Below are 24,527 nucleotides of genomic sequence, written 5' to 3'. Positions count from 1 at the left end.
ACGGATTATCCCAGTTTCACGCGCGGATCGATCAGCGGATAGATGATGTCGATCACGAAAACCGCGGCGGCGACGGCGATGATGGCGATTGTGGTGACGCCGAGCACGAGGCTATAATCGCCGGAATAAATGCCGGAGATCAAAAGCTTGCCGATCCCGGGATAATTGAAGACGAACTCGACGATGACGGCGCCGCCGAAGACGTTGCCGAGACTGAGCGCCAGGCCGGTGACCTGCGGCAGCATGGCGTTGCGCGCGACATATTGTGAAAAGATGCTGCGCGAGCGCACGCCGCCGAGTTCAGCGTAAACGACATGATCGTCGGTGACGATGTTGGATACGAGCGAGCGCATCGAGATGAACCAGCCGCCGATGCCGACGAGCACGAGGGTCAGGGCCGGCAAGATGCCATGCTCGATCACCGAGCTGATGAAGGCCCAGTTGAAGCCGGGCGGGAGATTGACCTGTGCGCCGTCGCTGATCGGCAGGATAGGCCAGATGAAACCGAAGAGGATCACCAGGCTGAGGCCGATGATGTAGGTCGGGATCGGCTGTAGCGCCATGATGACGACACCGGCGACCTTCAGCAACTTACTGCTGTGGAAATAACCGGCAAGCGCGCCGAGGAAATTGCCGATGATCCAGGAAATGATCGTTGCGAGCGTCAGAAGCCCGACCGTCCAGGGAAGAGCCCGGCCGATCACGGTCATGACGGGGGTCGGGAAGGAAGAGAGCGACGGACCGAAATCGCCGGTCAGGACGCGGCCCCAGAAGGTGACGTACTGGTCCAGCAACGGCCCGCCGGTGCCGTAGAGTTCACGCAGCGATTCGCGAAGGATCTCGACGGCCTGCGGATCGGTGGAGCCGAAGCTCGTCAGCAGCGACACGGTCTGCTCGATCGGATCGACCGGCGAAAAATGCGCGATCAGGAAGGCCAGCGTGATGCCGGTGAAGACCACGAAGAGAAATTGCAGAAAACGTTTTGCCGCATAGATCAGAAAGCCATTCATGACATCGACCCTTCAATAGCAGAACGGAAACAGCCGGCGGCCGGCTGTCTCCCTTATGGTGCCCCGATCAAGGCTTCGGCGCATCAGGGTTGGCCTTCAGCCCGACCACCATGTAGCGGATGTTCGACCAGTTCGGACCCGAGGCCGAATAGGGATTGTCCGCGCTTGGATAATTGGTCCAATAGGTCGTATCGAGCGGCGCGAACTTGTTGTAGGCCATCAGCGGGATCATCGGCATTTCCTCGACGGCGAGCTTCAGGAAGTCCTGACCGAGCTTGGCGACATCCGGCGAATCGAAGGCGATCGATCGGTTCTTCTCGATGAGCAGGTCGAGACGCGGATCCTGCCAGCGCTGCAGATTGCGCGGCGGCTGGATCTGCCCGAGCGGCTTGATGAACTCCGAATGATAGCTGTCGAGGAAGAAGGAGAGATCGGGATGACCGCCCCAGGTCTCGATGCTCCAGTAGATCGCCGTCTCGAAATCGCCTGTGCTGAGGCGTTGACCGTTGGTTGGGCCGGCGACATCGACCTTGGTCGCGATGCCCGCCTGCGTCCATTGCTGGGCAATCACCGTGCCGGCGCGGGCCAGTGTCGGAATGGCATCGCCTTCCACCTGCAGACGGATCGTAAAGGGCGTTCCGTCAGGCTTTACCCACTGGCGACCGCTCTTCTTGAAGCCTGCCTTCTGCAGCAGTTCGGTGGCGGCCTGAACGTCCTTCTTCCACCAGCCGAAGCCGAATGTACGCTGTAGTTTGGCCGGATCCGTCGGGATCTGATCGGCCCATTGGCTGCGCACCATATTGGCGATCTGCGCCGAGATGTTCGGATCGTAAGGCTTGATCTTGCGGGAACCGGTGTCGAGCTCGAAATTCGTCAGCCAGTCTTGCATCGGTGCGTAATAGTCGTCAGGGGCAGAACCCGTCGGCGGAGTGGCTAGGGCTGCGATATTGGCCGCACCGCGATAGGAGCCGAGCGCCACTTCGCGGATATCGATCAGCAGCGCGAGAGCCCAGCGAACATCCTTATTGTCGAAGGGCGCCTTCTTCGTATTGAAGAGAACGGAAGGCAGCGTCGGATCCGGATGCGCGAAAGGGAAACCCTTCAGCCACGAGGCCGTACTCTTGCTGTCACGCATGATCGAGAACATGCCCTCGGGCGCCATGTCGTTGATGACATCGAGATTGTGGTTGCGCTGTTCGATAACGCGGGCTTCCGGATTGCCGGCGGCGCGATAGACGACATATTTGACCTCAGGCGGCTGTTTCGCAGCCAGGCCGATCGACGTGCGCTGCCAGTCGTCGCGCAGCCTCCAGATCGTCCAGTTGCCGCCCTTGTCATAGCTTTGCAGCTGATAGGGCCCGAGCGAGACCGGCGGGTTGTTGTTGTACGACAGCGGATCTGCAGCCTTCTCGAAGACATGCTTCGGCATGATCCAGGCGGCATTCCAGCGCACGGTGAAAAGCGTGTGGAAGCGCGAGTTCGGTTTCTTCAGATGGAAGACGACCGTTTGCGGATCCGGATTTTCCATGCTCGCGACATTGACGGTGAAGGGCGCGCTCCAAGCCATGCCGGGATGATCGATCTGCGTCTGCACGGTATAGACCACATCGTCGCTGGTGAATTCGACACCGTCGCTCCAGAAGATGCCCTTGCGCAGCTTCACCGTCATCTCGGTGAAATCGGCGTTGTAGCTCGGGGGCTCGCTGGCAAGGGCGTTCTGCCAGGCGTCCTTGCCGCCTTCGGGATTGATGAACCATAGCGTATCGGTGGTCAGCTGCTGCAGGCCGTTGAGGTTTGCCGCCGCCCCGCCCCCAGGAGCCCAGAGGTTGAACCAGTCGGCATTCTGCTGCGGCGTGCCTTGGATAATCAGCGTTTCGTTGCGCGGTATGCCGGCAATGAAATCCTGCGCAAATGCCGGAAGGGCCATAAGAGACATTAGCGCGATGGCTGCATATCTACGGAACTTCATCGGATGTTCCTCCTCCTCAACTCGCCACGGCGAGCGCTTCCCATAATCAATTGACGATGCGTCCAGCGAACCCCTGCCTGCGCGTGCCGCAGGGACACATGCACTCCTCGACGGCGGGCGAGCTCACGCTACAGTTATCGACAATTTTTCGAGAAACGGCAACCGATAATTTTGATGACTATAAAAAATAGCGCATTTTCAGGCATTTTTGACGCTCAATGATAAAGCATATTTTTATATTATTGACAAAGTGAGCATTTTGCTTAGCTTTTGCGGCGAGCGCGGCACCCTCCCAAGAGGCCGTACTTCATCACCAGACAGGTCGGCCGCTTTCGGGAGGGGCTTTGGCATGATCGTTCAAGAGGACACCACGATGAGCAGCCCTTATGACGTGACGATCTCCGTTCACGCCAACCGGCCGACCGGCAAATACGAACCCTTGTGGAACTGGTTCGGCTATGACGAGCCGAATTACACTTACTCCCCACACGGCAGGAAGCTGCTCAAGGAACTCACAGAACTCAGCCCCGAGCCGCCCCGCATCCGCGCGCACAATCTTCTGACCAGCGGCGACGGCCTGCCTGCCCTCAAATGGGGTTCGACCAATGCCTATACCGAGGATGCTGACGGCAATCCGGTCTACGACTGGACGATCATCGACAAGATCTTCGACACCTATGTCGAAGCCGGCAACATTCCGCTGATCCAGATCGGCTTCACACCGGAAGCTCTCTCCGATTTCAACGGTCCTTACCGTCACCAATGGGAGCCGGCCGATAAATACGCGACGATCACCACCGGCTGGACGGCTCCGCCGAAGGACCTGAAGAAATGGAGCGACCTGATCGAAGCATGGGCGCGCCATCTCGCCGAAAGATATGGCGAGGCCGTCGTTTCAAGCTGGCCGTGGGAAGTCTGGAACGAGCCGGACGGTCACTACTGGACCGGCACCATCCCGCAATTCTGCGAAATGTATGATGTCAGCGCCAAGGCTCTGAAGCGTGCCTTGCCGAATGCCCGTGTCGGCGGACCGCATACCTGTGGCGCCTTTGCCAACGAAAAGGCCCAGACCTTCCTGCGTGCCTTCCTCAAGCATGTCGTCGAGAACAAGTCGCCAATCGATTTCCTCGCTTTCCACGCCAAGGGCAATCCGGTGATCTATGAGGGTCACGTTCGGATGGGCCTGCACAAACAGCTCCGTGACATCGAGACAAACCTTGCCATCATCAATGAATTTCCGGAACTCCGGCACCTGCCCGTGGTAATCGGCGAATCCGATCCGGAAGGCTGCGCGGCCTGTTCCGCACGCGTCCATCCCCAGAACGGCTATCGCAATGGCCCGCTCTACGGCGTCTATATCGTCGAGAGTATGATCCGCACCTATGAGCTTGCAAGACGCGCCAACATCCATATCGAAGGGGCGGTCACCTGGGCCTTCCTCTTCGACGACCAGCCCTATTTCGACGGTTTCCGCGATCTTGCGACCAACGGCGTCGACAAGGCCGTTCTCAATGGCTTCCGCATGCTCGGCAAACTCGGCGGCGAGTGGCTGGAATCGGAAAGCGATTATCGCCGCGACATCGAGGATATCATGAACCACGGCGTGCGCGGCAAGCCCGATGTCAATGTCGTGGCGACCCGCGACGATAAGGGCGTTTCCATTCTGCTCTGGCATTATCACGACGATGATGAAGCCGGGCCGTCCGCAGACATTTCGGTCAATCTCGACGGCTGGGGCGACAAGTCCGCGTCACTCAGGCATTTCAGAATGGACGAGGAACATTCCAACGCCTTCGGCGTCTGGACGGCGATGGGCAAGCCGCAGAATCCGACCGGCGAAGGTTATGCCAGGCTGGAAGCGTCGGGAAAGCTCGCCGAGATCGACGAGGCATCGGTTAAGGTTGATGGCGGCAAGATCGTCCTCAAGGTCTCCCTACCGCGTCAAGGCGTGTCTCTGCTGCGCCTCGATTGGTGAGCCGGCAGGCGAAGGGAGCGCAATCGAACGATGCGCTCCCCTTCAAACGGCTAGCCGCGTCAATGATCGCTGACATAGGCGAGATAACGTTTCTTGCTGGGCTGCAGATGGTCGACGCAGAGCTGGGCAAGAACCCAGTTGTCAGTGCCGCGCAGCATCTCGATCATCAGCCGGTGATGCTCATGCGAGATGCGTAGCGACTCCTTGCTCGACATCGAATTGGCGCGCACCGGCAGGCTGAGACGCATATAGAGCTCGATCGATTGCACGAGATGCGCATTGCCGCAGGCGCCGAAAAGCGTCAGGTGGAATTTGTCGTTGGCCTCGTGCACGCCTCTGAGATAACCGGATTCGACGTGACGGCCATGCTCCTCGTGCAGCGCCAGCAGTTCCTCGATCAACGCTTCAGGTGCCGGCAACTTTATCCACAGCGCAGCCTGCCGTTGCAGCAACTCACGGACATCGTAGATTTCCTGAACCTGGCGAGCAGTCAGCGAGCGGACGGTCGCCCCTTTGTTGCGCTCCCGAACCACGATACCCATCGTCTCGAGCTGCACGATCGCCTGGCGGGCGAAATGGCGCGTGACGTGAAAGCGGGCTAGAAGCGCGTCTTCGGTCAGACGGGTCCCGGGCGCAAGCCGGCCGAAAATAATGTCCTCCTCCAGCGCGCGGGCAATGCTTAGATCATCATGCTCGATGCCGTCTTCGCGGCTTTCGTTGAGCGTCTGCAATGTCATCTCCTCTGACGGGCGCGCGCCATATTACCGTGGATTGCGCTCCGGGTCGAACCGGCTCAAGCGATAGATATCCTCGACAAGAGCAAGCGTCTTCATGTTATCGCCCGGCGATGTTTCCATCGCGACCTTTCCATCGAGACTGTCGAGGAAATGCGCAATGGTCGCGTCATAAGCGCCTTGGTAGGTCTCGTCGAGATCGAAGCTCTCCCGGCGCTGCTCCGCACCCTGCGCTAAGAGCAGATTGCCTTGGAGTTCGAGCGTGGCGCGCGTTCCGAAGATGCGTAAGTGATCACGCGGCACCGGCGGAGCGCCATGCGCGGCGAGATTGGCGTTGACGGTGACAAGAACGCCGTCGCCCAGCCGGCGCAGGACGACGCATGCCACATCCTCCGCGACGATATCGCGATTGCTCCTCTCAAGCCGCGCACCGACCACCTCCATCTCGCCCAGAAGATATCTCAGCGTATCGAGATGATGAATCATGACCTCCATGACCAGCAGCCGCTCCTGCGTCCGGAAGAAGGGTTGGCGCACCAGCGCCGGCCTTCGCCCCTCTGCATCCGCTAGCATGCCGCTGGACAGGAATTCGAACTGCGCCTGACGGACATCGCCTGCAAGTCCTTCGTCGAGCCATGCCTTCAGCCGCCGATAATAGGCGCGGAACCGCCAGTTCTCGTGGACCATCAGCCTGCCCTTGCCGGAGAGCTCTGCCAGCAGGTGAACAGCCTCGTCGTAGGAAGAGGCGAGCGGCTTCTGGCAGATAATATCGAGCCCCCTTGCCGCCGCCAGCCGGACCAGTTCGGCGTGAAACTCCCGCGGCGCGCAGATATCGACGGCATCGAGCTGCTCGGCTTCCAGCATCGCCTCAGCGCCCGCATAGTTGCGCGCGACCTCGAAGGCGGTCAGCCGGGCCTCGATCGCGCTCCGCGACGGGTCGGCGATCGCCACGACCTCGGCGCGATGCAATTGCCGCCTCCATGCCGATAGATGGTGGGCGCTGACCCAGCCGGCGCCGACCATTCCGATACGCCGCCGTCTCGTCCCCGTCATGGCGCTTCCCTCTGCTTCAAATTCATTTTATCAATAATCTATCCGGTTTCTTTATAAAAGCCAATCATCGACTCATCAAAATAAGGCGACGATCGATCGATATTTCCTTGGAAATTTATGGATATCGCTGAAGATATCCAAAAATACGATATGGTGACGCCATCTTATTTATTGACAATCCTCCATATCCCACTACGCTGACAGCACATTGGCCATGGTCAAGTTGGCGAGGGAGGAACAGGTTTGTCGAACGGTCTTCGTCGCAAGCTGACGAGTTATGGCGATCAGGGATTCTCCCTTTTCCTGCGCAAGGCATTCATCAAGGCCATGGGCTATTCTGACGATGCACTCGACCGTCCCATCGTCGGCATCGCCAATACTTACAGCGATTTCAATCCCTGTCACGGCAATGTGCCGCAACTCATCGAGGCCACCAAACGCGGCGTTATGCTGGCGGGCGCGATGCCTATGGTGTTTCCGACCATCTCGATCCACGAGAGCTTTGCCTCGCCGACCTCGATGTATCTGCGCAATCTGATGGCGATGGAAACGGAAGAGATGATCCGCGCCCAGCCGATGGATTCCGTCGTGCTGATTGGTGGCTGCGACAAGACCTTGCCGGCCCAGATCATGGCGGCCGCCAGCAGCGAGATACCGGCGATCTTCCTGCCGACCGGTCCGATGGCCGTCGGCCACCACAGGGGCGAACGGCTTGGTGCCTGCACGGATTGCCGCCGTTTCTGGGGGCGCTTCCGCGCCGGAGAGATCGACGAGGCCGAGATCACCGAGGTCAATAACAAGCTGGCCAGCTCGATCGGCACCTGCACGGTGATGGGCACGGCGAGCACCATGGCGAACCTGACCGAAGTCATGGGTCTCTGCCTTCCCCGCGCCGGTTCGGCACCCGCCGTCGAATCCGAACGCGTCCGCCTTGCCGAGGAGACCGGCCGTGTCGCCGCACGGCTCGCCGTGGATGAGGCCGCCCCGACGGTGCGCGAGATCCTGACGCCACAGGCGATCCGCAACGGCCTCGTGGCGCTGCAGGCGATGGGCGGCTCGACCAATGCCGTCGTGCATCTTGCCGCAATCACCGGCCGCCTCGGCCGTCGCCTCGACATGGCCGAACTCGACCGGCTGGGCCGGAGCATACCCCTGCTCGTCGACTTGCAGCCGTCCGGCCAGCATTATATGGAGCAGTTTCACGAGGCGGGCGGCGTCCCGGCGCTGTTGAAGGCGGTGCGTCATGAAATCGATGGCAGCGCCCCGACGGTCTACGGCAGGACGATCGGCGAGATTATCGACAACGTCGTCGACGAGCCGGGCCAGACGATCATCCGCACCGTCGAGAAACCGTTAAAGCCGATCGGCACGATCGCCGTCCTGCACGGCAATCTTGCGCCGCGCGGCGCCGTCATCAAACAATCCGCCGCCTCCAAGGATCTTCTCCAACATATTGGCCGCGCCGTCGTTTTTGATTCCGTCGAGGATATGACGCTGCGCATCGACAGCGACGATCTCGACGTCAAGGCCGACGATGTTCTGGTCCTGCGCAATGCCGGGCCGAAAGGCGCGCCCGGCATGCCGGAAGCCGGCTATCTACCCATTCCCCGCAAACTCGCCCGGCAGGGCGTGAAGGACATGGTGCGGATTTCCGATGCCCGGATGAGCGGCACGGCTTTCGGTACGATCATCCTCCACATCGCGCCTGAAGCCGCCGATGGCGGCCCGCTGGCGATCGTCCGTACCGGCGATCGCATTCGCCTCGATGTCGAGGGCCGGCGCATCGACATCGATATCGACCAGGCGGAATTCGATCGCCGCATGCTGGAGATCATCGACCGACCCTCCCCTGCCCCGTTGCGCGGCTATGCAAAACTTTATCAGGAACGCGTGCTCCAGGCTGACGAAGGCGCCGATTTCGATTTCCTGCAAAGCGACGAGCTCGACGCATGATGAGTACCGCTGATATAGAGGCCCCGCTTTGCCTGCCCCGCCGGCAACTGGCGCGCTTGCCGCGGCCGGCACTGCCGCAAGGCACGGTCGATACGCATTTCCACGTCTTTCGCGCCGACGCTCCGCTCAACACCCCGCGCAGCTATACGCCTGACATCGCGACGATTGCCGACTGGATCGAATTCTCAGAAAGCCTTGGCATCGCCAAGGGCGTATTGGTACAGCCAAGCGTCTATGGCCTCGACAATAGCGTGCTGCTGGAAGCGCTCGCCGCCTTTCCGGGCCGTTTGCGCGGCATCGTCGTCATTGATCCCGAAACTGGAGAGACCGAGATCGAGCGGCTCCACCGGCACGGCGTGCGCGGAGTGCGGATCAACACACGCAACAAGGGCGGCCTTCCCTTGGCTACCGCCAGGACACTGGCGGAAAGGATTGCGCCTTTCGGCTGGTCGCTGCAACTGCAGATCAATCCCGAACAGCTTCCCGATCTTCCGGCAACATTATCCGGCATCCGCCTGCCCATCGTTGTCGATCATCTCGGCTTCATTCCGCTTGCCACAGAGACGAGACCACGGCATGTCGATGCGCTGAAAAGGCTGATGGACGCGGCTGATGCCTATGTCAAAGTGACCGCGCCCTATCGGTTGACGAAGGAGACGAACGACCAAGGCTTCGCCGAGGTCACCCGCACGCTTGCCGCGAGCCATGGGGAGAGGCTGCTCTGGGGCAGCGATTGGCCGCACACCGAATTATGGGATGGCATGCCCGATGACGCCGAGTTGATCGAGGCCATGCAGGCCGCCATCGACGATCCCACGGCTGCCGAAAAGATTTTTGTTCGAAATGCCGAAGTGCTGTTCTTCGGCCGCTGAATGGGAGACCACGAATGGCCAGACTGACCGAAGATGCCAAGGGCGTCTATGTGATCGCCGTAACCCCCTTCACCGATGATGGCTCTCTCGATCTCGCCAGCATCGACAGCATGGTCGATTTCTACGAAGGCGCCGGCGTCACCGGGCTGACGGTGCTTGGTCAGCTCGGCGAGGCCCCGAAATTGACCGCCGAGGAATCGAGGGCCGTGGTCGAACGGGTGCTGAAGCGCCTTGACGGGCGCCTTCCCGTCGTTGTCGGCGTCTCGGCGCCGGGACTTGCGCCGATGCGCGAACTCGCCGAAGCCGTCATGGGGGCGGGTGCTGCCGGCGTCATGGTCGCGCCGCCCTGGACCGTCAAGACTGACGATCAGGCTTTCGCCTTCTACCAGTCGGTCGGCGAAACCCTTGGCGATACGCCCTTCGTGCTGCAGGATTATCCGCTCACCACCAATGTGACGATCGCGCCCAAGGTCATCGAGCGCATCGTCAACGAGGTGCCGAATTGCGTCATGCTCAAGCACGAGGATTGGCCGGGTCTTTCGAAAATATCAGCGCTTCGCGCTGCCAGCGACAGGGGCGCCATGCGGCGCATATCCATCCTTTGCGGCAATGGCGGGCTTTTCCTGCCCGAAGAGATGGGCCGCGGCGCCGATGGCGCCATGACCGGCTTTTGTTATCCGGAGATGATGGTCGGCGTCGTCGAGGCCTATGCGGCCGGAAATCCCGATCGCGCCCATGCGATCTTCGATGCCTATCTGCCGCTCGCCCGCTATGAACAGCAGCAGGGCATCGGCCTTGCCTCGCGCAAATACGTGCTCGCCAAGCGCGGCGTGATCAGGTCCGCCGCCCTGCGCAAGCCGGGCGCCGGGCTGTCGGCGCTCGATATTGCCGATGTCGAGCGGCTGCTGGCGCGCCAGGCCATCCGCCTCAACGAGATCGGGGCGTGAAGCTCGACCCATGCAGATCGAAACGATGTGTGTGTCCGCACTGCCCGTTGGCCTGAAATCCGAGCGACTCCCAGAATTTCGCCGCGCCATCGTTTCCCGCATGAACGGTGACGATGCAGCAGCACGACCGCGCATGGTCGAGCAGTGCCAGGGCAAGCATCCGGCCGATGCCGCGCCCGCGCATTGCGGGACTGATATAGAAACGCCGCATCCGCAACGCCCCTGACATGGCCGCTTCGACGGTCATGCCCCCGACGCCGGCAAGCACCGCATCGACATAAGCGCCGAGCAGCCTTTCGCCGTTACCCTCGAACCTGACATCGCCGGCCGACCATTCGTCGATAAGGCGGGTGATATGGCGATAACCTTCCTGCCGGGCCTCGCTTTCGAGATCTGCGATCTGCTGCGGCAATCGATCGCGGATCATGCGGATATCGACTGTCATGGTGGTGCGCGAATCTAGGCTGCAGGGACCGGAATCTCGCGGCGCACTGCCGCATCCGGCAGGCCGACCGGAGCGAAGGTCGCATCACCATCGACCGCCATGTCACGCACCGTATGTTTCTCCAGCGCTTTCGTCACCTCGGTGAGGTCGCCGTCCAGATGTTCGGCCGGGATGAGATTGCCGATCACGAAATCGAAGCGATCGCCGCGTTTGTTCAGCAGCTCGTGAAACACCGTCATGTCGCGAAGCTCGGTCGACCATTTCGCCAGCCAGTAGAACAGGCCGGAATTGCGCGCCGTCATATGGACGGGAAGGATCGGCAGATTGTATTTGCGCGCCAGTCCGACGGCCGAGGTCTTCCATGGGCGTTCGTTCAGCCGGCCGTTCGCCCAATAGGCGATGCGGCCTGAGGGAAAGAGCACGGTCGCCTTGCCCTCCTTCACCGCATGGTTCGTCAGTTGCAGCGTCTCGCGCGCCTTCAGCTTGCTCTTGTGCTCCTCCCGCCATTCGACGGGAATGATCATCTCGGCAAAGCGCGGATTGACGCGGATGGCATCGCGATTGGCAAAGAACATCATATCAGGCCGGCGTGCTTTCAGGAGATCGAACACGGCAACACCGTCGGCGATGCCGGTCGGATGGTTGCTGACGAGGATGAAGCCGCCGGTTTCCGGAATGCGTTCGCCATGGCTGATGCCGATGTCGAGTTTCAGCACGTCGCTCAGATATTCGAACGACTGGAAGCCCGGCATTTTCGCAACCGCATTGGCGAATTCGAGCGCCTTGTTGTAGCGCAGCAGCGTGTAGAGGAACGGTCGCATCACCGGCCAGAGTGGATTTTTGACGATCCTCTGGCCGCGTTCGGCAATCAGCGTGTCGACGATATGACCGGGCTTTCCCTGTGAAACGAGAGCGATCGCTTCCGCGAGCTGTCCGAAAGCCGTCATGGAATCGCGCCGTGCCATGAAAGATCCTGTCTATGGGGTATAAGCTATCGCAGTACAATATGATCGAAGGATGACAAAGGCTTGGCCGGCATTAGCAATTCCATAACCGTTCCTGCTTCAAATTGGCGGACTTGAAGGCAAATTCAAGGCTCGCGACGTGAACGAACTGCTTGTTATCGCCGATCCGCGCCTGATGGCGGAGCGGGCCGCATGGCTCGAAAACCTCGCCCGCGAGCGCCGTCTTTCCGAGCACACGCTGGACGCTTACGAACGCGACACCCGCCAGTTTCTGACCTTTCTGACCGGCCACCTCGCCGGACCGGCGACGCTTGGCGACATCAGGGAATTGCGCCCCGCCGATTTCCGCGCCTTCCTGGCCGCCCGACGCAAGCAGGGTTCCGGCGCCCGATCGCTCGGCCGCAATCTCGCCGGCCTTCGCTCGCTGCTGCGCCATCTCGAAAAGAAGGGCCTGGTCAATGCCGCCGGTGCTGCCGCGATACGCTCGCCGAAACAGCCGAAATCATTGCCCAAGCCACTCTCGGATACCCAGGCGATCACCGTCGTCAGCGACGAAGCCCAGCTCCATGACGAACCCTGGATCGCCGCGCGCGATGCGGCTGTGATGACGCTGCTCTACGGCTGCGGCCTGCGCATCTCCGAAGCGCTGGATCTCGTTCCCGCCGACCTGCAGAAGGGCGCGACGACACTGCGCATCACCGGCAAGGGCAACAAGACGCGGCTGGTGCCGCTGCTGCCCGTGGTCTTCGACGCGGTCGAGAAATATCGCGCGCTCTGCCCATATCACCTCGAAAGTAGCGAACCGCTGTTTCGCGGCGCCCGCGGCGGCAGGCTGCAGCCGGCGATCATTCAGCGGACCATGCAGAAGATGCGCAGCGCCTTCGGCCTGCCGGAGACGGCGACACCGCATGCGTTGCGCCATTCCTTTGCCACCCACCTGCTTGCCGGCGGCGGCGATCTGCGCACCATTCAGGAACTGCTCGGCCATGCCAGCCTTTCCACAACGCAGGTCTATACCGGCGTCGATGCGTCGCGGCTGCTCGAGGTGTATGATCGGGCGCATCCGCGCGCGTAACTTTTCGTTCGCAACTTTTCGTTAACGCATTCTCTTAAAGGAATATGCGCAAGCCGGGCGTAGAGCATGAAGCCACCAGAGCATGTGACGGAACACCCATCATGACGACATCAATCGGCCGCCGGACGTCTTACCTCGCAGTGCCGGCTCATCTGTTGCTCTGGCTGATTGCAGCCTTTCACATGCTGCTTCTTGCCGCGCTGTTTGTCGCTTTCCTGGCTGCAAGGCCGGCGGCGGCCGAAGAGGCGGCCTGCGCCGGCCGCAACCTGATGGTCGAGCTGCAGCAGAACGATCCCGCCCGCTACGCCGAGGCGCTGAAGGAAGCCGACGCCACGCCGAATGGCAAGGGCATTTTCTGGAAGATCGAAAAGCCGGGACTGGCACCCTCGTGGCTGCTCGGCAGCATGCATGTCACCGATCCGCGCGTGCTGGCTCTACCGCCCCGCGCCCAGGCCGCCCATGACGCCGCCGGCACGATCATCATCGAATCCGACGAGATCCTCGACGAGCGGAAGGCAACCGCAGCCCTGCTCGCAAAGCCTGAATTGACGATGTTTACCGATGGCACGACGATCGACAAGCTGCTTTCTCCCGAAGATTACAAGCGCCTTGAAGCCGGGCTGAAGCAGCGCGGCATTCCGCTCGGTGCCGTTTCCCGCATGCGGCCCTGGATGATTTCGAGCGCCGTCGCCCTGCCGGCCTGCGAAATCGCCCGCAAGGCGAAAGGCGTGCAGTTCCTCGACCAGAAGATCGCCACCGACGCCGTTGCTCAGGGCAAACAGGTCAAGGGGCTGGAAACCCTTGCCGAGCAGATCCAGGCCATGGCCGATCTGCCGATCGAATTCCATCTGAAGTCGCTGATCGAGACGTTGGAACTCGGCGACAAGATGAGCGATGTCGTCGAGACGATGACCGACCTCTACCTCTCCGGCGACATCGGCCTGACGATGCCGATGTTGAAAACGGTAACACCGGAAGACAAAGGCGAAACCAACGATTATGCGGCCTTCGAGCAGCGCGTCATCCTCGACCGCAACAAGGTGATGGCCGAGCGCGCCGCTCCCATCCTCGACGGCGGCAACGTCTTCATGGCCGTCGGCGCCCTGCACCTGCCCGGCAAGGACGGCGTCATCGAACTGCTGCGCCAGCAAGGCTTTACCGTCACCGCGATAAACTGAACCCGCCGACGGTCAGCCGAGCGTCATGCGGCGCAGCACGTTGCTTTTCCAATAGAACTGATGGACGAGGGCGCCGGCGACATGCGCCACGATCAGCGCCCAGAGAATAACCTTCATGATATCCGCGTGGAACGAACCGGCGGGAACGATGCCGAAGTAGTAGGCGGCGATGCCCGAAAGCGGCATCGCGAAGATCAGGATGTAGAGGCCGGCATGGGCAAGCCTGGCGGCAAGACGGAAGATCGCCGGCTCCTGCGCGACCTCGGCCGGCACGCCCTTGCTAAAACGCAGTCCCAGCCTGAGAACGGCAAGCAGCAGGATGGCGATGCCGACATAGGCGTGGATATTCGCCGACGAAATCTGTTCCGGCGTCGGCACCTCGCCTCTGCGTATCAGCCGACGCCAGGTATTCATGCCATCGGGAAACAGCAGGTTGAAGAAAATCAGCAGCGCGATCGCCCAGTGAAGAAAACGCTGGCTCAGGCTGTAACCCGCAATGGACGGCTGCTCCATTTTTCCTCACCTTCGTCCGATATTTGAATTCTGCAATGCGCAACAATTAAAACAGCCGCCTACCTCACGGCAAGCGGCTGCATGCTTTGTTACGAATATGTAAGATTACATATGGATCGGCTTGAAGAAGGTCGCGAGCGCAGCCTCCTTGACCGCTTCCGACATCGTGGGATGCGCATGGCAGGTCCGGCCGAGATCTTCTGACGAACCGCCGAACTCCATCAGCACGGCAATCTCGTGGATCATCTCGCCGGCGCCGAAGCCGACGATATGGCCGCCGAGCACCCGGTCGGTTTCCTTGTCGGCAAGGATCTTGACGAAGCCGTCGGTTGCCAGCATCGCGCGGGCGCGCCCGTTCGCAGTGAAGGGGAACTTGCCGACCTTATAGGCGACGCCTGCCGCTTTCAGCTCTTCCTCGGTCTTGCCGACGGAAGCGATTTCCGGCTGGGTGTAGACGACGCTCGGAATGACCTCGTAGTTCACATGGCCATGTTGCCCGGCGAGGATTTCGGCAAGCGCCACGCCCTCGTCTTCCGCCTTGTGCGCGAGCATCGGACCCTTGACCACATCGCCGATCGCATAGATGCCGTCGATATTGGTCTTGAAGTGACCGTCGATCTCCACGCGGCCGCGATTGTCGAGCACGACACCGGCCTCTTCCAGCCCGAGACCCGCCGTATAGGGCTTGCGGCCGGTGGCGATCAGCACGACTTCGGCGTCGAGTGTCACCTTGTCGCCGCCCTTGACCGGCTCGAACGTGACCTTGGCGCCCTTGTCGCCCTTTTCGACGCCGGTGACCTTGGCGCTGAGATTGAAATCGATGCCCTGCTTGGCGAGCATGCGCTGGAACTGCTTGGAGACTTCGCCGTCCATGCCGCCGAGGATGTTGTCGAGATATTCGACCACCGTCACCTTGGCGCCGAGGCGCGACCAGACCGAACCGAGCTCGAGGCCGATAACGCCGCCGCCGACGACGATCAGCGTTTCCGGCACCTTCTCCAGCGCGATGCCGCCGGTGGACGAGATGATGGTCTTTTCGTCGATTTCGACCTGCACACCGGGAATGCCGGCGACGTCCGAGCCGGTGGCGATGACGATGTTCTTACCCTCGATCTCCTGCACCTTGCCGTCGTCGGCGGTGACGGAAACCTTGCCGGCCGAAACGACCTTGCCGGTGCCCTGGAAGGCATCAATCTTGTTCTTCTTGAAGAGGAAGGCGACGCCGTCGACATTCGCCTTCACCGTCGCATCCTTGTGGGCCATCATATTGCCGAGGTTGAGCGTCGGCGCCGAGACGTCGATGCCGAGAGCGCCCATCCCGTGGCCGGCTTGATGGAACATTTCGGAGGCATGCAGCAGCGCCTTCGACGGAATGCAGCCGACGTTCAGGCAGGTGCCGCCATAGGTCGCCCGCTTTTCGACGACGGCGACCTTGAGGCCGAGCTGGGCTGCCTTTACAGCGCAGACATAGCCGCCCGGGCCGGTTCCGATAATGATCACATCGTAGGACATTGTTTCTTTCCCTTTGGATTTTTCGTTTAATCGGCCGCGCGCGACGTCAGGCCGAGGAATTCGAGAATATGCTGCATGCTGTTTTCACCCTGTCGCTCTAACGGCCGCCGCTCACATTGAGGATCGCGCCGGTGATATAGGAAGCCGAAGGTGACAGAAGATAGAGGATCGCATCGGCCACCTCCTCGGGCGTGCCCGCCCGCTGCATCGGGATCGACGGCGCCAGCTCGCGCGGGCGATCCGGCAAACCGCCGGAAGCATGGAGGTCGGTTTCGATGACACCCGGCCTTATGGCATTCACGCGGACGCCCTCGGCGGCAACCTCGCGCGCCAGCCCGACGGTGAACGTGTCGATCGCCGCTTTCGAGGCGGCATAATCGACATACTGCGTCGCTGAACCGAGCACCGCCGCCATCGACGAGATATTGACGATCGCGCCGCCCTGGCCGCCATGCCGACTCGACATGCGGCGTATCGCTTCTGCGGCGCAGAGGATGGAGCCGGTCACATTGACGCGCAGCATGCGCTCGATCCGCTCCACCGACATCTCGTCGATCCGCTGGGGATAGTCGACGATGCCGGCATTGTTGACGAGCCCGTCGAGGCGGCCGAAATGCCGGTCGACCGCCGCAAATATCGAGACGATATCCGCGGCCTTGCCGACGTCACCCTGGATCGCCACGGCCTCGCCGCCGGCCCCCGTGATCGAAGCCACGACGGCATCCGCGGCTTGACGGTTGGCGGCGTAATTCACCGCGACACGCCAGCGCTGGCGCGCGGCGAGCCGTGCGGCGGCAGCACCGATACCCCGACTTCCGCCGGTAATGAGAACAACAGGGGCATCGCTCATGTCGCACACTCCTTGAAAATCAGCACGTCCCAGGGGGCCACCATAGCCTTGCCCTCGCCCCAGGCGCTGGATTCGCGAATGGCGGGACCAAGGCCGGGGAGAACGACCTTTTCGGCCGCCGCGGCGCCCTCGGGCTGCAGATTGTCCATCTCGCCCTCGGCATCCATGCCATAGACGGCGCCCTGCCAGACCGTGCAGGCATTAAGATCGGCGCCGGTCGCATCACCCTCTGGGCAGTTGAACATCAGGATGCCGATGGCCCGCACCGGATCCTCCGATGGCATGACATAACCTTCCATCACGACTGACGTCTTGAGCGCGCTGATCTTGAATTGGTTGCTGGCGGCAGCCGACGGAGAATTCAGCGGCGCAAAGCGCAATTCATAGGCGCCGTCGCGATCGACGTAGACGGCTCGTTCCTGCTTGCAGGCGGCAGCAAAGGCGGACACCGGAGCGGCGAAAAACGCTGCGGCTGCGATTGCAGCCACGCCTTTCCCCGCCGTGATCCCGACCTTTCCGCTCATTGCAGCTTCGGCTCCTTCCGCCCGTCGGCATTCTCGACAACGCTGAAATCCGTCAGCAGCACCAGCGCGCGGCCGTCCTTGTCGAGGCCCCAAAAGACCGGATAAAAACCGTCGCCCCAGCCGCTCCAGAACACCGCGACATTGCCCTTCTTGCCGGCAACCGGCCGATGCAGCGCATAGGCGCCCTTGTTGGCATCGAGGTCCGAGGCCAGCACGTCGTCGTAATAATTGACGTCGGCATCGGTTTTTTGCGCCTGCGCCTGCGCTTCGCGCTCTCCGATCAGATCAAGCGTATCGGCATCCATGTAGCAGCCGAGGCCGGCATCGACGGGATAGCCGAAAATCTCTCCGTCCTTCAGCGTCGCCGGATCCTGCCCGGCCAGGACCGCAAGCTCCCAATGATCCGGCTTGCCCTCGGCAAACCGCATGCTGGCGGCAGCGATGCGCCCGAACGCCTGGTAGAGCGTCACCGGATATTCGCCCGGTGCAACCGTTCTGGCGAGCGCCGGACGATCGGGCTGGGCGAGCGGATCGGCCGCGACGATGCGCCCCGACGTCAATTCGACATTGCCCATATGGATCACGCCAATCGATCGGCCGGAGAGTTCGGCATCGGTGAGCGCCACCAGGTCGAAATTGCTGCTTGCCTTGCTGATGTCCCAGCCGGCGGCCGATGCGGAGACCGGGACATGCGCGGCGGCAGCGCAAAGAAGAAGGCGCGCCGCTCGCATGATCCGGTTCCGCATCGAAAGCGCTCCCTTAGAGATCGAGAACCAGACGTTCCGGATCTTCCAGGCTTTCCTTGACGCGCACGAGGAAGGTGACCGCTTCCTTGCCGTCGACGATGCGGTGATCGTAGGACAGCGCCAGATACATCATCGGACGGATGACCACCTGGCCGCCGATCGCGACCGGCCGCTCCTGGATCTTGTGCATGCCGAGAATGCCGGACTGCGGCGCGTTGAGGATCGGCGAAGACATGAGCGAACCGTAGACGCCGCCATTGGTGATGGTGAAGGTGCCGCCCTGCATGTCGGCCATGGAGAGCGAGCCATCACGGGCTGCCTTGGCAAGACGGCCGAGTTCCTTCTCGATTTCGGCGATCGACATCTGGTCGGCGTCGCGGATGACAGGAACGACGAGGCCCTTGTCCGTGCCGACGGCCATGCCGACATGGCAATAGTTCTTGTAGATGACGTCGGTGCCGTCGATCTCGGCATTAACAGCCGGCAGTTCCTTCAGCGCATGCGTCACCGCTTTGGTGAAGAAGCCCATGAAGCCGAGCTTGACGCCGTGCTTCTTCTCGAAAATGTCCTTGTACTTGTTGCGCAGATCCATGACCGCCTTCATGTCCACCTCATTGTAGGTGGTGAGCATGGCGGCAGTGTTCTGCGCGTCCTTGAGGCGCTTGGCGATCGTCTGGCGCAGGCGCGTCATCTTCACGCGTTCTTCGCGCGAGGCATCCTCGACCGTCGACGGGCCGCGTGCAGCAGCAGGGGCGGCGGGTGCGGCCGCCGGAGCGGAAATGCCCTTGGCGACGGCGGCGATGACATCGCCCTTCAGCACCTGGCCGCGCTTGCCGCTGCCGTCGACCTGGTCGGCGGAAAGATTGTTTTCAGCCAGCATCTTCGAAGCCGCCGGGGCCGGCGGCATGGTGGAGACGGAGGCGCTTGCCGACGATGCCGCCGCAGCGGCAACCGGTGCCGGCTGAGCGGGAGCAGCCGGGGCCGGCTGAGCAGGCGCGGCGGCCGGTGCAGCAGCAGCCGGCGCGGCAGCAGCGGCAGCGCCTTCGGCGATCTGGCCGAGCAGTGCGCCGAGACCGACGGTTTCGCCGGCGGCAGCGACGATTTCCGAAAGCGTGCCGGAGGCGGGTGCCGGAACTTCGATGGTCACCTTGTCGGTTTCAAGCTCGAGAATCGGCTCGTCGGCCTTGATGGCGTCGCCGACCTTCTTGAACCAGGTGCCGACGGTTGCCTCGCTGACGGATTCACCGAGAGTTGGAACGCGGATTTCTGTGGCCATTGTTCAAATCCTGATTTCGTGTGTTTTCGTTTATGCGTTTCAGACGGCGGGTGGCCGCGAGATGATCGAGGGCATCGGCAGGATATCGAAACGGAAACCGAAACCGGAAGCGATGATCGGATCGCCGTCGGCGAGGGCCTGTGCCGCCGCCTGATCCTCGACTTCGACGATTGCCATGCCCCAGGCGCCTTCACCCTCGAAGACGGGGCCGACTATAACAGCCGATCCCGCAAGGGCGTGCCGATGCCAGTATTCGACATGGCGTTTCATCGCCGCCATTTCCTCCCCGGTCCCGTCATGCGGGAAAGTGGGGCGCGGCGGCAGCAGTCTCAGAAAGAAATAAGCCATTGCGCCCCCCTAATTTTAGCCGCCCAATGCATCCTCGAGGAATGCGGCGAGCTGCGACAGATGCTTGGACATCAGGCCCGTCGCCGGCGAGGCGGCGGCCGGACGGCCGGTATAACGAACGCGCTGATACTTCGCGTCGATATGGGCGAGCACCCATTCGAGGAAGGGGTCGATGAACGACCATGCGCCCATGTTTTTCGGCTCTTCCTGGCACCAGACCATCTCGGCATTGCGGAAGCGCGACAGCTCGTTGATCAGCGCCTTTGCCGGGAACGGATAGAGCTGCTCGACACGCAGGAGATAGATGTCGTCGATGCCACGCTTCTCACGCTCTTCCAGAAGATCGTAATAGACCTTGCCGGAGCACATGACGACACGACGGATCTTGTTGTCCTTCTGCAGCTTGATCGGGCCGTCTTTGATCACCTCGGCATCATCCCAGAGCAGGCGATGGAAGGCGGATTCGCCGGCCATTTCGGCAAGGGTGGAGACTGCCCGCTTGTGGCGCAGTAGCGACTTCGGCGTCATCAGGATCAGCGGCTTGCGGAAGTCGCGCTTCAGCTGCCGGCGCAGGATGTGGAAGTAGTTCGCCGGCGTCGTGACGTTGGCGACCTGCATGTTGTCTTCGGCGCAAAGCTGTAGGAAACGCTCGAGGCGGGCCGAGGAGTGTTCCGGACCCTGGCCCTCATAGCCGTGCGGCAGCAGGCAGACGAGGCCCGACATGCGCAGCCACTTGCGTTCGCCCGACGAGATGAACTGGTCGAAGACCACCTGCGCGCCGTTGGCGAAATCGCCGAACTGCGCTTCCCAGAGCGTCAGCGCATTCGGGCGGGCGAGCGAATAGCCGTATTCGAAACCGAGCACGGCCTCTTCCGAAAGCATCGAATTGATGACTTCGTAGCGCCCCTGCGTCGGCGAAAGATTGGCGAGCGGGATGTAGCGCTCTTCGGTTTCCTGATCGTAGAGAACCGAGTGGCGCTGCGAGAAGGTGCCGCGTTCGCAATCCTGGCCGGACAGACGGATCTTGCTGCCTTCGACGCAGAGCGCGCCGAAAGACAGCGCTTCGGCCATCGCCCAGTCGATGCCCTCGCCGGTGGCGATCATGTTGGCGCGGTTTTCCATGAAGCGCTGGATCGTCCGGTGCACATTGAAGCCGGCCGGGATCTCGGACAGCTTGCGGCCAATCTCCTTCAGAGTCTTCATCGGCACGGCGGTCTTGCCGCGGCGCTGCTCGTCGGCATTGTCGGCCGTGCGCAGGCCCGACCACTCGCCGTCCAGCCAGTCGGCCTTGTTAGGCTTATACTGCTGGCCAGCCTCGAACTCCTGCTCGAGGTGGAGGCGCCAATCAGCCTTCATCTTCTCGACTTCGCCTTCAGTGAGCAGGCCCTCGGCGACGAGGCGGGCTGCATAGAGCTGCAGCACGGTCTTGTGGGCGCGGATCACCTTGTACATCTTCGGCTGCGTGAAGGACGGTTCGTCGCCTTCATTGTGGCCGTAGCGGCGATAGCAGAACATGTCGAGCACCACAGGCTTGTGGAACTTCATGCGGAATTCGGTGGCGATCTTCGCGGCATAGACCACCGCTTCCGGATCGTCGCCGTTGACGTGCAGGATCGGCGCCTCGATCATCTTGGCGACATCGGACGGATAGGGCGACGAGCGCGAGAAGGCCGGGTTCGTGGTAAAGCCGATCTGGTTGTTGATGATCACATGCATGGTGCCGGCGACGCGGTGGCCGCGCAGACCGGAAAGGCCGAGGATTTCGGCAATGACACCCTGACCGGCAAAAGCCGCGTCGCCGTGGATCAGCAGCGGCAGAACCTTGGCGCGTTCGGAAAGCGGGATGATGTCACCGTCCCAGACCGCGGCATTCATGTCCTGCTTGGCGCGGGCTTTGCCCATGACGACGGGATCGACGATTTCGAGATGCGACGGGTTCGCCGTCAGCGAAACGTGGATCTTGTTGCCGTCGAATTCGCGGTCTGAGGAGGCACCGAGATGGTACTTGACGTCGCCCGAGCCCTCGACCTCGTCGGGAGCGGCCGAGCCGCCCTTGAATTCGTGGAAGATCGCCCGGTGCGGCTTGCCCATGACCTGGGAGAGCACGTTCAGGCGGCCGCGATGGGCCATGCCGAACACGGCTTCCTTGAGGCCGAGATGGCCGCCGCGCTTGAGGATCTGTTCCAGCGCCGGGATCAGCGATTCGCCGCCATCGAGGCCGAAACGCTTCGTGCCCTTGAACTTGACGTCGAGGAACTGCTCGTAGCCTTCGGCTTCGACAAGTTTGGCAAGGATCGCCTTCTTGCCTTCCGGCGTGAAGGCCACGCCCTTGTCCGGTCCTTCGATGCGCTCCTGGATCCAGGCCTTTTCTTCAGGATTGGAGATATGCATGAATTCGACGCCGAGCGTCGAGCAATAGGTGCGCTCGAGGATTTCGATCATCTCACGGATGGTCGCGTATTCCAGGCCGAGCACGTTGTCGATGAAGATCTTGCGGTCGTAATCGGCGGCCGTGAAGCCGTAATTCTCCGCCGACAGCTCGCGATAATCGTCAACCGGAGCGGCGATGCCGAGCGGGTCGAGCTTGGCATGCAGGTGGCCACGCATGCGGTAGGCGCGGATCATCATGATGGCGCGCACGGAATCGCGCGTCGCCTGCAGCACCTCGGTGCTGTCGGCAGGCTTGCCTGCAGCTTCGGCCTTGGCCTTGACCTTTGTCTCGATCACCTTCTCGACGATGCCCCAGTCGCCATCGAGCGCCGAGACGAGATCGCCGCTTGCCTGCAGCGGCCAGTTCTTCTTGCGCCAGGAAGCGCCCTTGGCCGCCTTCTTCACATCGTTCGGATCGTCTTCCAGCGCCTTGAAGAAGGACCGCCACTGATCGTCGACCGAGTTGGGATCGTCTTCATAACGGGCGTAGAGCTGCTCGATATAGGCAGCATTGGCGCCATCCAGAAACGAGGTGATCTGAAATTGCTCGTTGGCTTCTTGCCGTGCCATGGTGATATGCGGACGCTTCCGTCCGCCTCCTGACTTTGATGAATTTGCCGGCTCGATCGCCGGCTGCCGCATTCCGATTGCCGCCTGTCCGCGGCGCATCTGCTGGTCTCGTACCGTCAAGGCCGGGCGGAAGGCGCAGATGCCGTTCCTCCGCCCGGGTCTTTAAGTGGTTTTAGCCCTTGAGGACTTCAACCAGCGTCTTGCCGAGGCGGGCCGGAGACGGCGACACTTTGATGCCTGCCGATTCCATCGCCGCGATCTTCGATTCCGCATCGCCCTTGCCGCCGGAAACCACAGCGCCGGCATGGCCCATGGTGCGGCCCTTCGGCGCCGTACGGCCGGCAATGAAGCCAGCCATCGGCTTCTTGCGGCCCTTCTTGGCTTCGTCCTTGAGGAACTGCGCAGCATCCTCTTCAGCCGAACCGCCGATTTCGCCGATCATGATGATCGATTGGGTAGCTGCGTCGGCCAGGAACATTTCCAGGACGTCGATGAACTCGGTGCCCTTGACCGGGTCGCCGCCGATGCCGACGGCCGTCGTCTGGCCGAGGCCTTCGTTTGACGTCTGGAAGACGGCTTCATAGGTCAGCGTGCCCGAGCGGGAAACGATACCGACCGAACCCTTGCGGAAGATCGAGCCCGGCATGATGCCGATCTTGCACTCTTCCGGCGTCAGGATACCCGGGCAGTTCGGGCCGAGCAGGCGCGACTTGGAGCGGTCGAGGCGCGCCTTGACACGCACCATGTCCATGACCGGGATGCCTTCGGTGATGCAGGTGATGAACGGGATCTCGGCGTCGATCGCCTCGATGATCGCATCGGCTGCGCCAGCCGGCGGAACATAGATGACCGTCGCATCAGCGCCGGTCTTTTCCTTGCCTTCGGCAACGGTTGCGAAGATCGGCAGGCTTTCGCCCTTTGCGCCGGTCCAGGTTTCGCCGCCCTTCTTCGGATGGATGCCGCCGACCATCTGGGTGCCGTAGTAAGCGAGCGCCTGTTCGGTGTGGAACGTGCCGGTCTTGCCGGTTAGGCCCTGAACGAGAACCTTGGTGTCTTTGTTGACGAGAATGGACATGCGAGGCCTTTGTTTAGGAGAGGTTGGAAGACGTGGAGGACGCGCGACGATAGACGCCGCTGACGACCTCCTGCCAAGTATCGCTGCCTGCAGGCGAAAAGCTGACGCCCATCCGGTAGCAGTCTTCATTTTCAAACGTGAATACGGTGCGCTGGCTGCCGCGCGGCGAAGTCTTCATCAGCACAAGCTCACTGCCGTTCCACTCGCCGGACGCCGGTACGGGCGGCGCAAAACCTGCGGTGTCGAACTGGTAGAGTTTGTAGGTCTGGTCCGAAGCATCGAAGCCGAAAATATTTCGCGCCTCGAACGAAACAGCACCATCCCGCGTCTGGCGATAGCGCTGCTCGAGGAAGAATCCGCCGAACAACGCCTCGCCGGAAAACTCAGCACTGGCCTTGCCTTCGCTCGTCCACGCCGACGCCGCGACGCGCTCGTCCCCTTCCCACACGCCGGCGAAGGCGTTGAGGCGGAAATGAGCAGCGGAGGGCGTGGACTGGAAGGCCATGA

General features: G+C 61.7%; 22 protein-coding genes. 6 read left to right on the top strand and 16 right to left on the bottom strand.

The features are described 5' to 3' along the window. Nucleotides 1–5: 5 nt before the first annotated feature. Both FHT69_RS22180 and FHT69_RS22175 read right to left on the bottom strand, forming a co-directional pair. Entirely contained in the window at nt 6–1,010 is a 1,005-nt protein-coding gene (locus FHT69_RS22180; RefSeq protein ID WP_063473454.1) for an ABC transporter permease, read from the bottom strand. A 67-nt stretch (nt 1,011–1,077) separates the two neighbouring features. Beyond that, on the bottom strand, nt 1,078–2,979 hold the full coding sequence (locus FHT69_RS22175) for an ABC transporter substrate-binding protein (RefSeq protein WP_063473453.1): 1,902 nt from the start codon (nt 2,977–2,979) through the stop codon (nt 1,078–1,080). 349 nt (nt 2,980–3,328) lie between these two features. Between FHT69_RS22175 and FHT69_RS22170 the strand changes: the two genes are divergently transcribed. Further along, nucleotides 3,329–4,954: a GH39 family glycosyl hydrolase gene (locus FHT69_RS22170; protein ID WP_168333346.1), complete on the top strand. Its 1,626-nt coding sequence runs from the start codon at nt 3,329–3,331 to the stop codon at nt 4,952–4,954. A 59-nt stretch (nt 4,955–5,013) separates the two neighbouring features. Here the strand turns inward: FHT69_RS22170 and FHT69_RS22165 are convergent, their stop codons facing one another. After that, nucleotides 5,014–5,685, bottom strand: a complete 672-nt coding sequence (locus tag FHT69_RS22165) for a GntR family transcriptional regulator (protein WP_028755853.1) — start codon at nt 5,683–5,685, stop codon at nt 5,014–5,016. Between the two features lie 30 nt (nt 5,686–5,715). Then, a complete protein-coding gene (locus tag FHT69_RS22160; RefSeq protein ID WP_168333347.1) occupies nt 5,716–6,741 on the bottom strand; it encodes a Gfo/Idh/MocA family protein in 1,026 nt (341 codons plus the stop codon). Between the two features lie 243 nt (nt 6,742–6,984). On the opposite strand from FHT69_RS22160, the gene FHT69_RS22155 reads away from it, so the two are divergent. From FHT69_RS22155 to FHT69_RS22145, 3 genes are read left to right on the top strand one after another with little or no spacing between them, the layout of a single operon-like run. Beyond that, nucleotides 6,985–8,694 (top strand): IlvD/Edd family dehydratase, encoded by a 1,710-nt coding sequence (locus FHT69_RS22155; protein WP_168333348.1) that lies wholly within the window; start codon nt 6,985–6,987, stop codon nt 8,692–8,694. Further along, a complete protein-coding gene (locus FHT69_RS22150) occupies nt 8,694–9,566 on the top strand; it encodes an amidohydrolase family protein (protein ID WP_028755856.1) in 873 nt (290 codons plus the stop codon). The genes FHT69_RS22155 and FHT69_RS22150 overlap by 1 nt, the downstream gene beginning before the upstream one ends. Before the next feature lie 14 nt (nt 9,567–9,580). After that, on the top strand, nt 9,581–10,513 hold the full coding sequence (locus FHT69_RS22145) for a dihydrodipicolinate synthase family protein (protein WP_047615565.1): 933 nt from the start codon (nt 9,581–9,583) through the stop codon (nt 10,511–10,513). Here the strand turns inward: FHT69_RS22145 and FHT69_RS22140 are convergent. Both FHT69_RS22140 and FHT69_RS22135 read right to left on the bottom strand, forming a co-directional pair. Further along, nucleotides 10,494–10,958 (bottom strand): GNAT family N-acetyltransferase, encoded by a 465-nt coding sequence (locus tag FHT69_RS22140; protein WP_168333349.1) that lies wholly within the window; start codon nt 10,956–10,958, stop codon nt 10,494–10,496. The two genes, FHT69_RS22145 and FHT69_RS22140, sit on opposite strands and share 20 nt — an antisense overlap. 14 nt (nt 10,959–10,972) lie before the next feature. Next, nucleotides 10,973–11,923 (bottom strand): GNAT family N-acetyltransferase, encoded by a 951-nt coding sequence (locus FHT69_RS22135; protein WP_097543610.1) that lies wholly within the window; start codon nt 11,921–11,923, stop codon nt 10,973–10,975. 139 nt (nt 11,924–12,062) lie between these two features. On the opposite strand from FHT69_RS22135, the gene FHT69_RS22130 reads away from it, so the two are divergent. Together FHT69_RS22130 and FHT69_RS22125 are read left to right on the top strand one after the other, a co-directional pair. After that, nucleotides 12,063–12,998, top strand: coding sequence for a tyrosine recombinase XerC (locus FHT69_RS22130; protein WP_047615569.1), 936 nt, complete (start codon nt 12,063–12,065; stop codon nt 12,996–12,998). A gap of 101 nt (nt 12,999–13,099) precedes the next feature. Continuing rightward, complete coding sequence (locus FHT69_RS22125; protein ID WP_063473447.1) at nt 13,100–14,176, top strand: TraB/GumN family protein; 1,077 nt, start codon at nt 13,100–13,102, stop codon at nt 14,174–14,176. A gap of 12 nt (nt 14,177–14,188) precedes the next feature. Here the strand turns inward: FHT69_RS22125 and FHT69_RS22120 are convergent, their stop codons facing one another. The 10 genes from FHT69_RS22120 to FHT69_RS22075 form a co-directional block, all read right to left on the bottom strand. After that, nucleotides 14,189–14,689, bottom strand: a complete 501-nt coding sequence (locus tag FHT69_RS22120; RefSeq protein ID WP_047615571.1) for a cytochrome b — start codon at nt 14,687–14,689, stop codon at nt 14,189–14,191. Nucleotides 14,690–14,794: 105 nt separating this feature from the next. Then, the gene (lpdA, locus tag FHT69_RS22115; RefSeq protein ID WP_127431283.1) at nt 14,795–16,201 is read right to left on the bottom strand and encodes a dihydrolipoyl dehydrogenase; all 1,407 of its coding nucleotides are present in this window, start codon (nt 16,199–16,201) and stop codon (nt 14,795–14,797) included. 97 nt (nt 16,202–16,298) lie between these two features. After that, the gene (locus FHT69_RS22110; protein WP_097543605.1) at nt 16,299–17,051 is read right to left on the bottom strand and encodes an SDR family oxidoreductase; all 753 of its coding nucleotides are present in this window, start codon (nt 17,049–17,051) and stop codon (nt 16,299–16,301) included. Further along, complete coding sequence (locus FHT69_RS22105) at nt 17,048–17,575, bottom strand: hypothetical protein (protein ID WP_097543604.1); 528 nt, start codon at nt 17,573–17,575, stop codon at nt 17,048–17,050. The genes FHT69_RS22110 and FHT69_RS22105 overlap by 4 nt, the downstream gene beginning before the upstream one ends. After that, nucleotides 17,572–18,321 carry a DUF4241 domain-containing protein gene (locus tag FHT69_RS22100; RefSeq protein ID WP_097543603.1) on the bottom strand — a complete coding sequence of 250 codons (750 nt, stop codon included), beginning with the start codon at nt 18,319–18,321 and terminating at the stop codon, nt 17,572–17,574. The genes FHT69_RS22105 and FHT69_RS22100 overlap by 4 nt, the downstream gene beginning before the upstream one ends. A 13-nt stretch (nt 18,322–18,334) precedes the next feature. Continuing rightward, on the bottom strand, nt 18,335–19,597 hold the full coding sequence (gene odhB / locus FHT69_RS22095; protein WP_047615577.1) for a 2-oxoglutarate dehydrogenase complex dihydrolipoyllysine-residue succinyltransferase: 1,263 nt from the start codon (nt 19,595–19,597) through the stop codon (nt 18,335–18,337). 39 nt (nt 19,598–19,636) lie between these two features. Next, nucleotides 19,637–19,945, bottom strand: coding sequence for a YciI family protein (locus FHT69_RS22090; RefSeq protein ID WP_047615578.1), 309 nt, complete (start codon nt 19,943–19,945; stop codon nt 19,637–19,639). A 15-nt stretch (nt 19,946–19,960) separates the two neighbouring features. Then, nucleotides 19,961–22,945, bottom strand: a complete 2,985-nt coding sequence (locus tag FHT69_RS22085; RefSeq protein ID WP_063473907.1) for a 2-oxoglutarate dehydrogenase E1 component — start codon at nt 22,943–22,945, stop codon at nt 19,961–19,963. A 172-nt stretch (nt 22,946–23,117) separates the two neighbouring features. After that, complete coding sequence (gene sucD / locus FHT69_RS22080; protein ID WP_063473779.1) at nt 23,118–24,020, bottom strand: succinate--CoA ligase subunit alpha; 903 nt, start codon at nt 24,018–24,020, stop codon at nt 23,118–23,120. Between the two features lie 13 nt (nt 24,021–24,033). Continuing rightward, nucleotides 24,034–24,525, bottom strand: coding sequence for a DUF1579 family protein (locus FHT69_RS22075; protein ID WP_063473780.1), 492 nt, complete (start codon nt 24,523–24,525; stop codon nt 24,034–24,036). Nucleotides 24,526–24,527 lie beyond the last annotated feature (2 nt).

The sequence above is a fragment of the Rhizobium sp. BK008 genome (assembly GCF_014197345.1).
Taxonomy (GTDB): Bacteria; Pseudomonadota; Alphaproteobacteria; order Rhizobiales; family Rhizobiaceae; genus Rhizobium; species Rhizobium anhuiense.
Note: the sequence above shows the minus strand (reverse complement) of the source record. Positions and strands in the feature narration are given on the sequence as shown.

Bases quoted from the DNA above. Each gene is read 5' to 3' on its own strand.
- FHT69_RS22105 (WP_097543604.1), bottom strand. From the start codon at position 17,575: ATGAGCGGAAAGGTCGGGATCACGGCGGGGAAAGGCGTGGCTGCAATC.
- FHT69_RS22140 (WP_168333349.1), bottom strand. From the start codon at position 10,958: ATGACAGTCGATATCCGCATGATCCGCGATCGATTGCCGCAGCAGATC.
- FHT69_RS22090 (WP_047615578.1), bottom strand. From the start codon at position 19,945: ATGGCTTATTTCTTTCTGAGACTGCTGCCGCCGCGCCCCACTTTCCCG.
- sucD (WP_063473779.1), bottom strand. From the start codon at position 24,020: ATGTCCATTCTCGTCAACAAAGACACCAAGGTTCTCGTTCAGGGCCTA.
- FHT69_RS22175 (WP_063473453.1), bottom strand. From the start codon at position 2,979: ATGAAGTTCCGTAGATATGCAGCCATCGCGCTAATGTCTCTTATGGCC.
- FHT69_RS22120 (WP_047615571.1), bottom strand. From the start codon at position 14,689: ATGGAGCAGCCGTCCATTGCGGGTTACAGCCTGAGCCAGCGTTTTCTT.
- lpdA (WP_127431283.1), bottom strand. From the start codon at position 16,201: ATGTCCTACGATGTGATCATTATCGGAACCGGCCCGGGCGGCTATGTC.
- odhB (WP_047615577.1), bottom strand. From the start codon at position 19,597: ATGGCCACAGAAATCCGCGTTCCAACTCTCGGTGAATCCGTCAGCGAG.
- FHT69_RS22085 (WP_063473907.1), bottom strand. From the start codon at position 22,945: ATGGCACGGCAAGAAGCCAACGAGCAATTTCAGATCACCTCGTTTCTG.
- FHT69_RS22075 (WP_063473780.1), bottom strand. From the start codon at position 24,525: ATGGCCTTCCAGTCCACGCCCTCCGCTGCTCATTTCCGCCTCAACGCC.
- FHT69_RS22145 (WP_047615565.1), top strand. From the start codon at position 9,581: ATGGCCAGACTGACCGAAGATGCCAAGGGCGTCTATGTGATCGCCGTA.
- FHT69_RS22160 (WP_168333347.1), bottom strand. From the start codon at position 6,741: ATGACGGGGACGAGACGGCGGCGTATCGGAATGGTCGGCGCCGGCTGG.
- FHT69_RS22150 (WP_028755856.1), top strand. From the start codon at position 8,694: ATGAGTACCGCTGATATAGAGGCCCCGCTTTGCCTGCCCCGCCGGCAA.
- FHT69_RS22100 (WP_097543603.1), bottom strand. From the start codon at position 18,321: ATGCGGAACCGGATCATGCGAGCGGCGCGCCTTCTTCTTTGCGCTGCC.
- FHT69_RS22170 (WP_168333346.1), top strand. From the start codon at position 3,329: ATGATCGTTCAAGAGGACACCACGATGAGCAGCCCTTATGACGTGACG.
- FHT69_RS22110 (WP_097543605.1), bottom strand. From the start codon at position 17,051: ATGAGCGATGCCCCTGTTGTTCTCATTACCGGCGGAAGTCGGGGTATC.
- FHT69_RS22125 (WP_063473447.1), top strand. From the start codon at position 13,100: ATGACGACATCAATCGGCCGCCGGACGTCTTACCTCGCAGTGCCGGCT.
- FHT69_RS22135 (WP_097543610.1), bottom strand. From the start codon at position 11,923: ATGGCACGGCGCGATTCCATGACGGCTTTCGGACAGCTCGCGGAAGCG.
- FHT69_RS22180 (WP_063473454.1), bottom strand. From the start codon at position 1,010: ATGAATGGCTTTCTGATCTATGCGGCAAAACGTTTTCTGCAATTTCTC.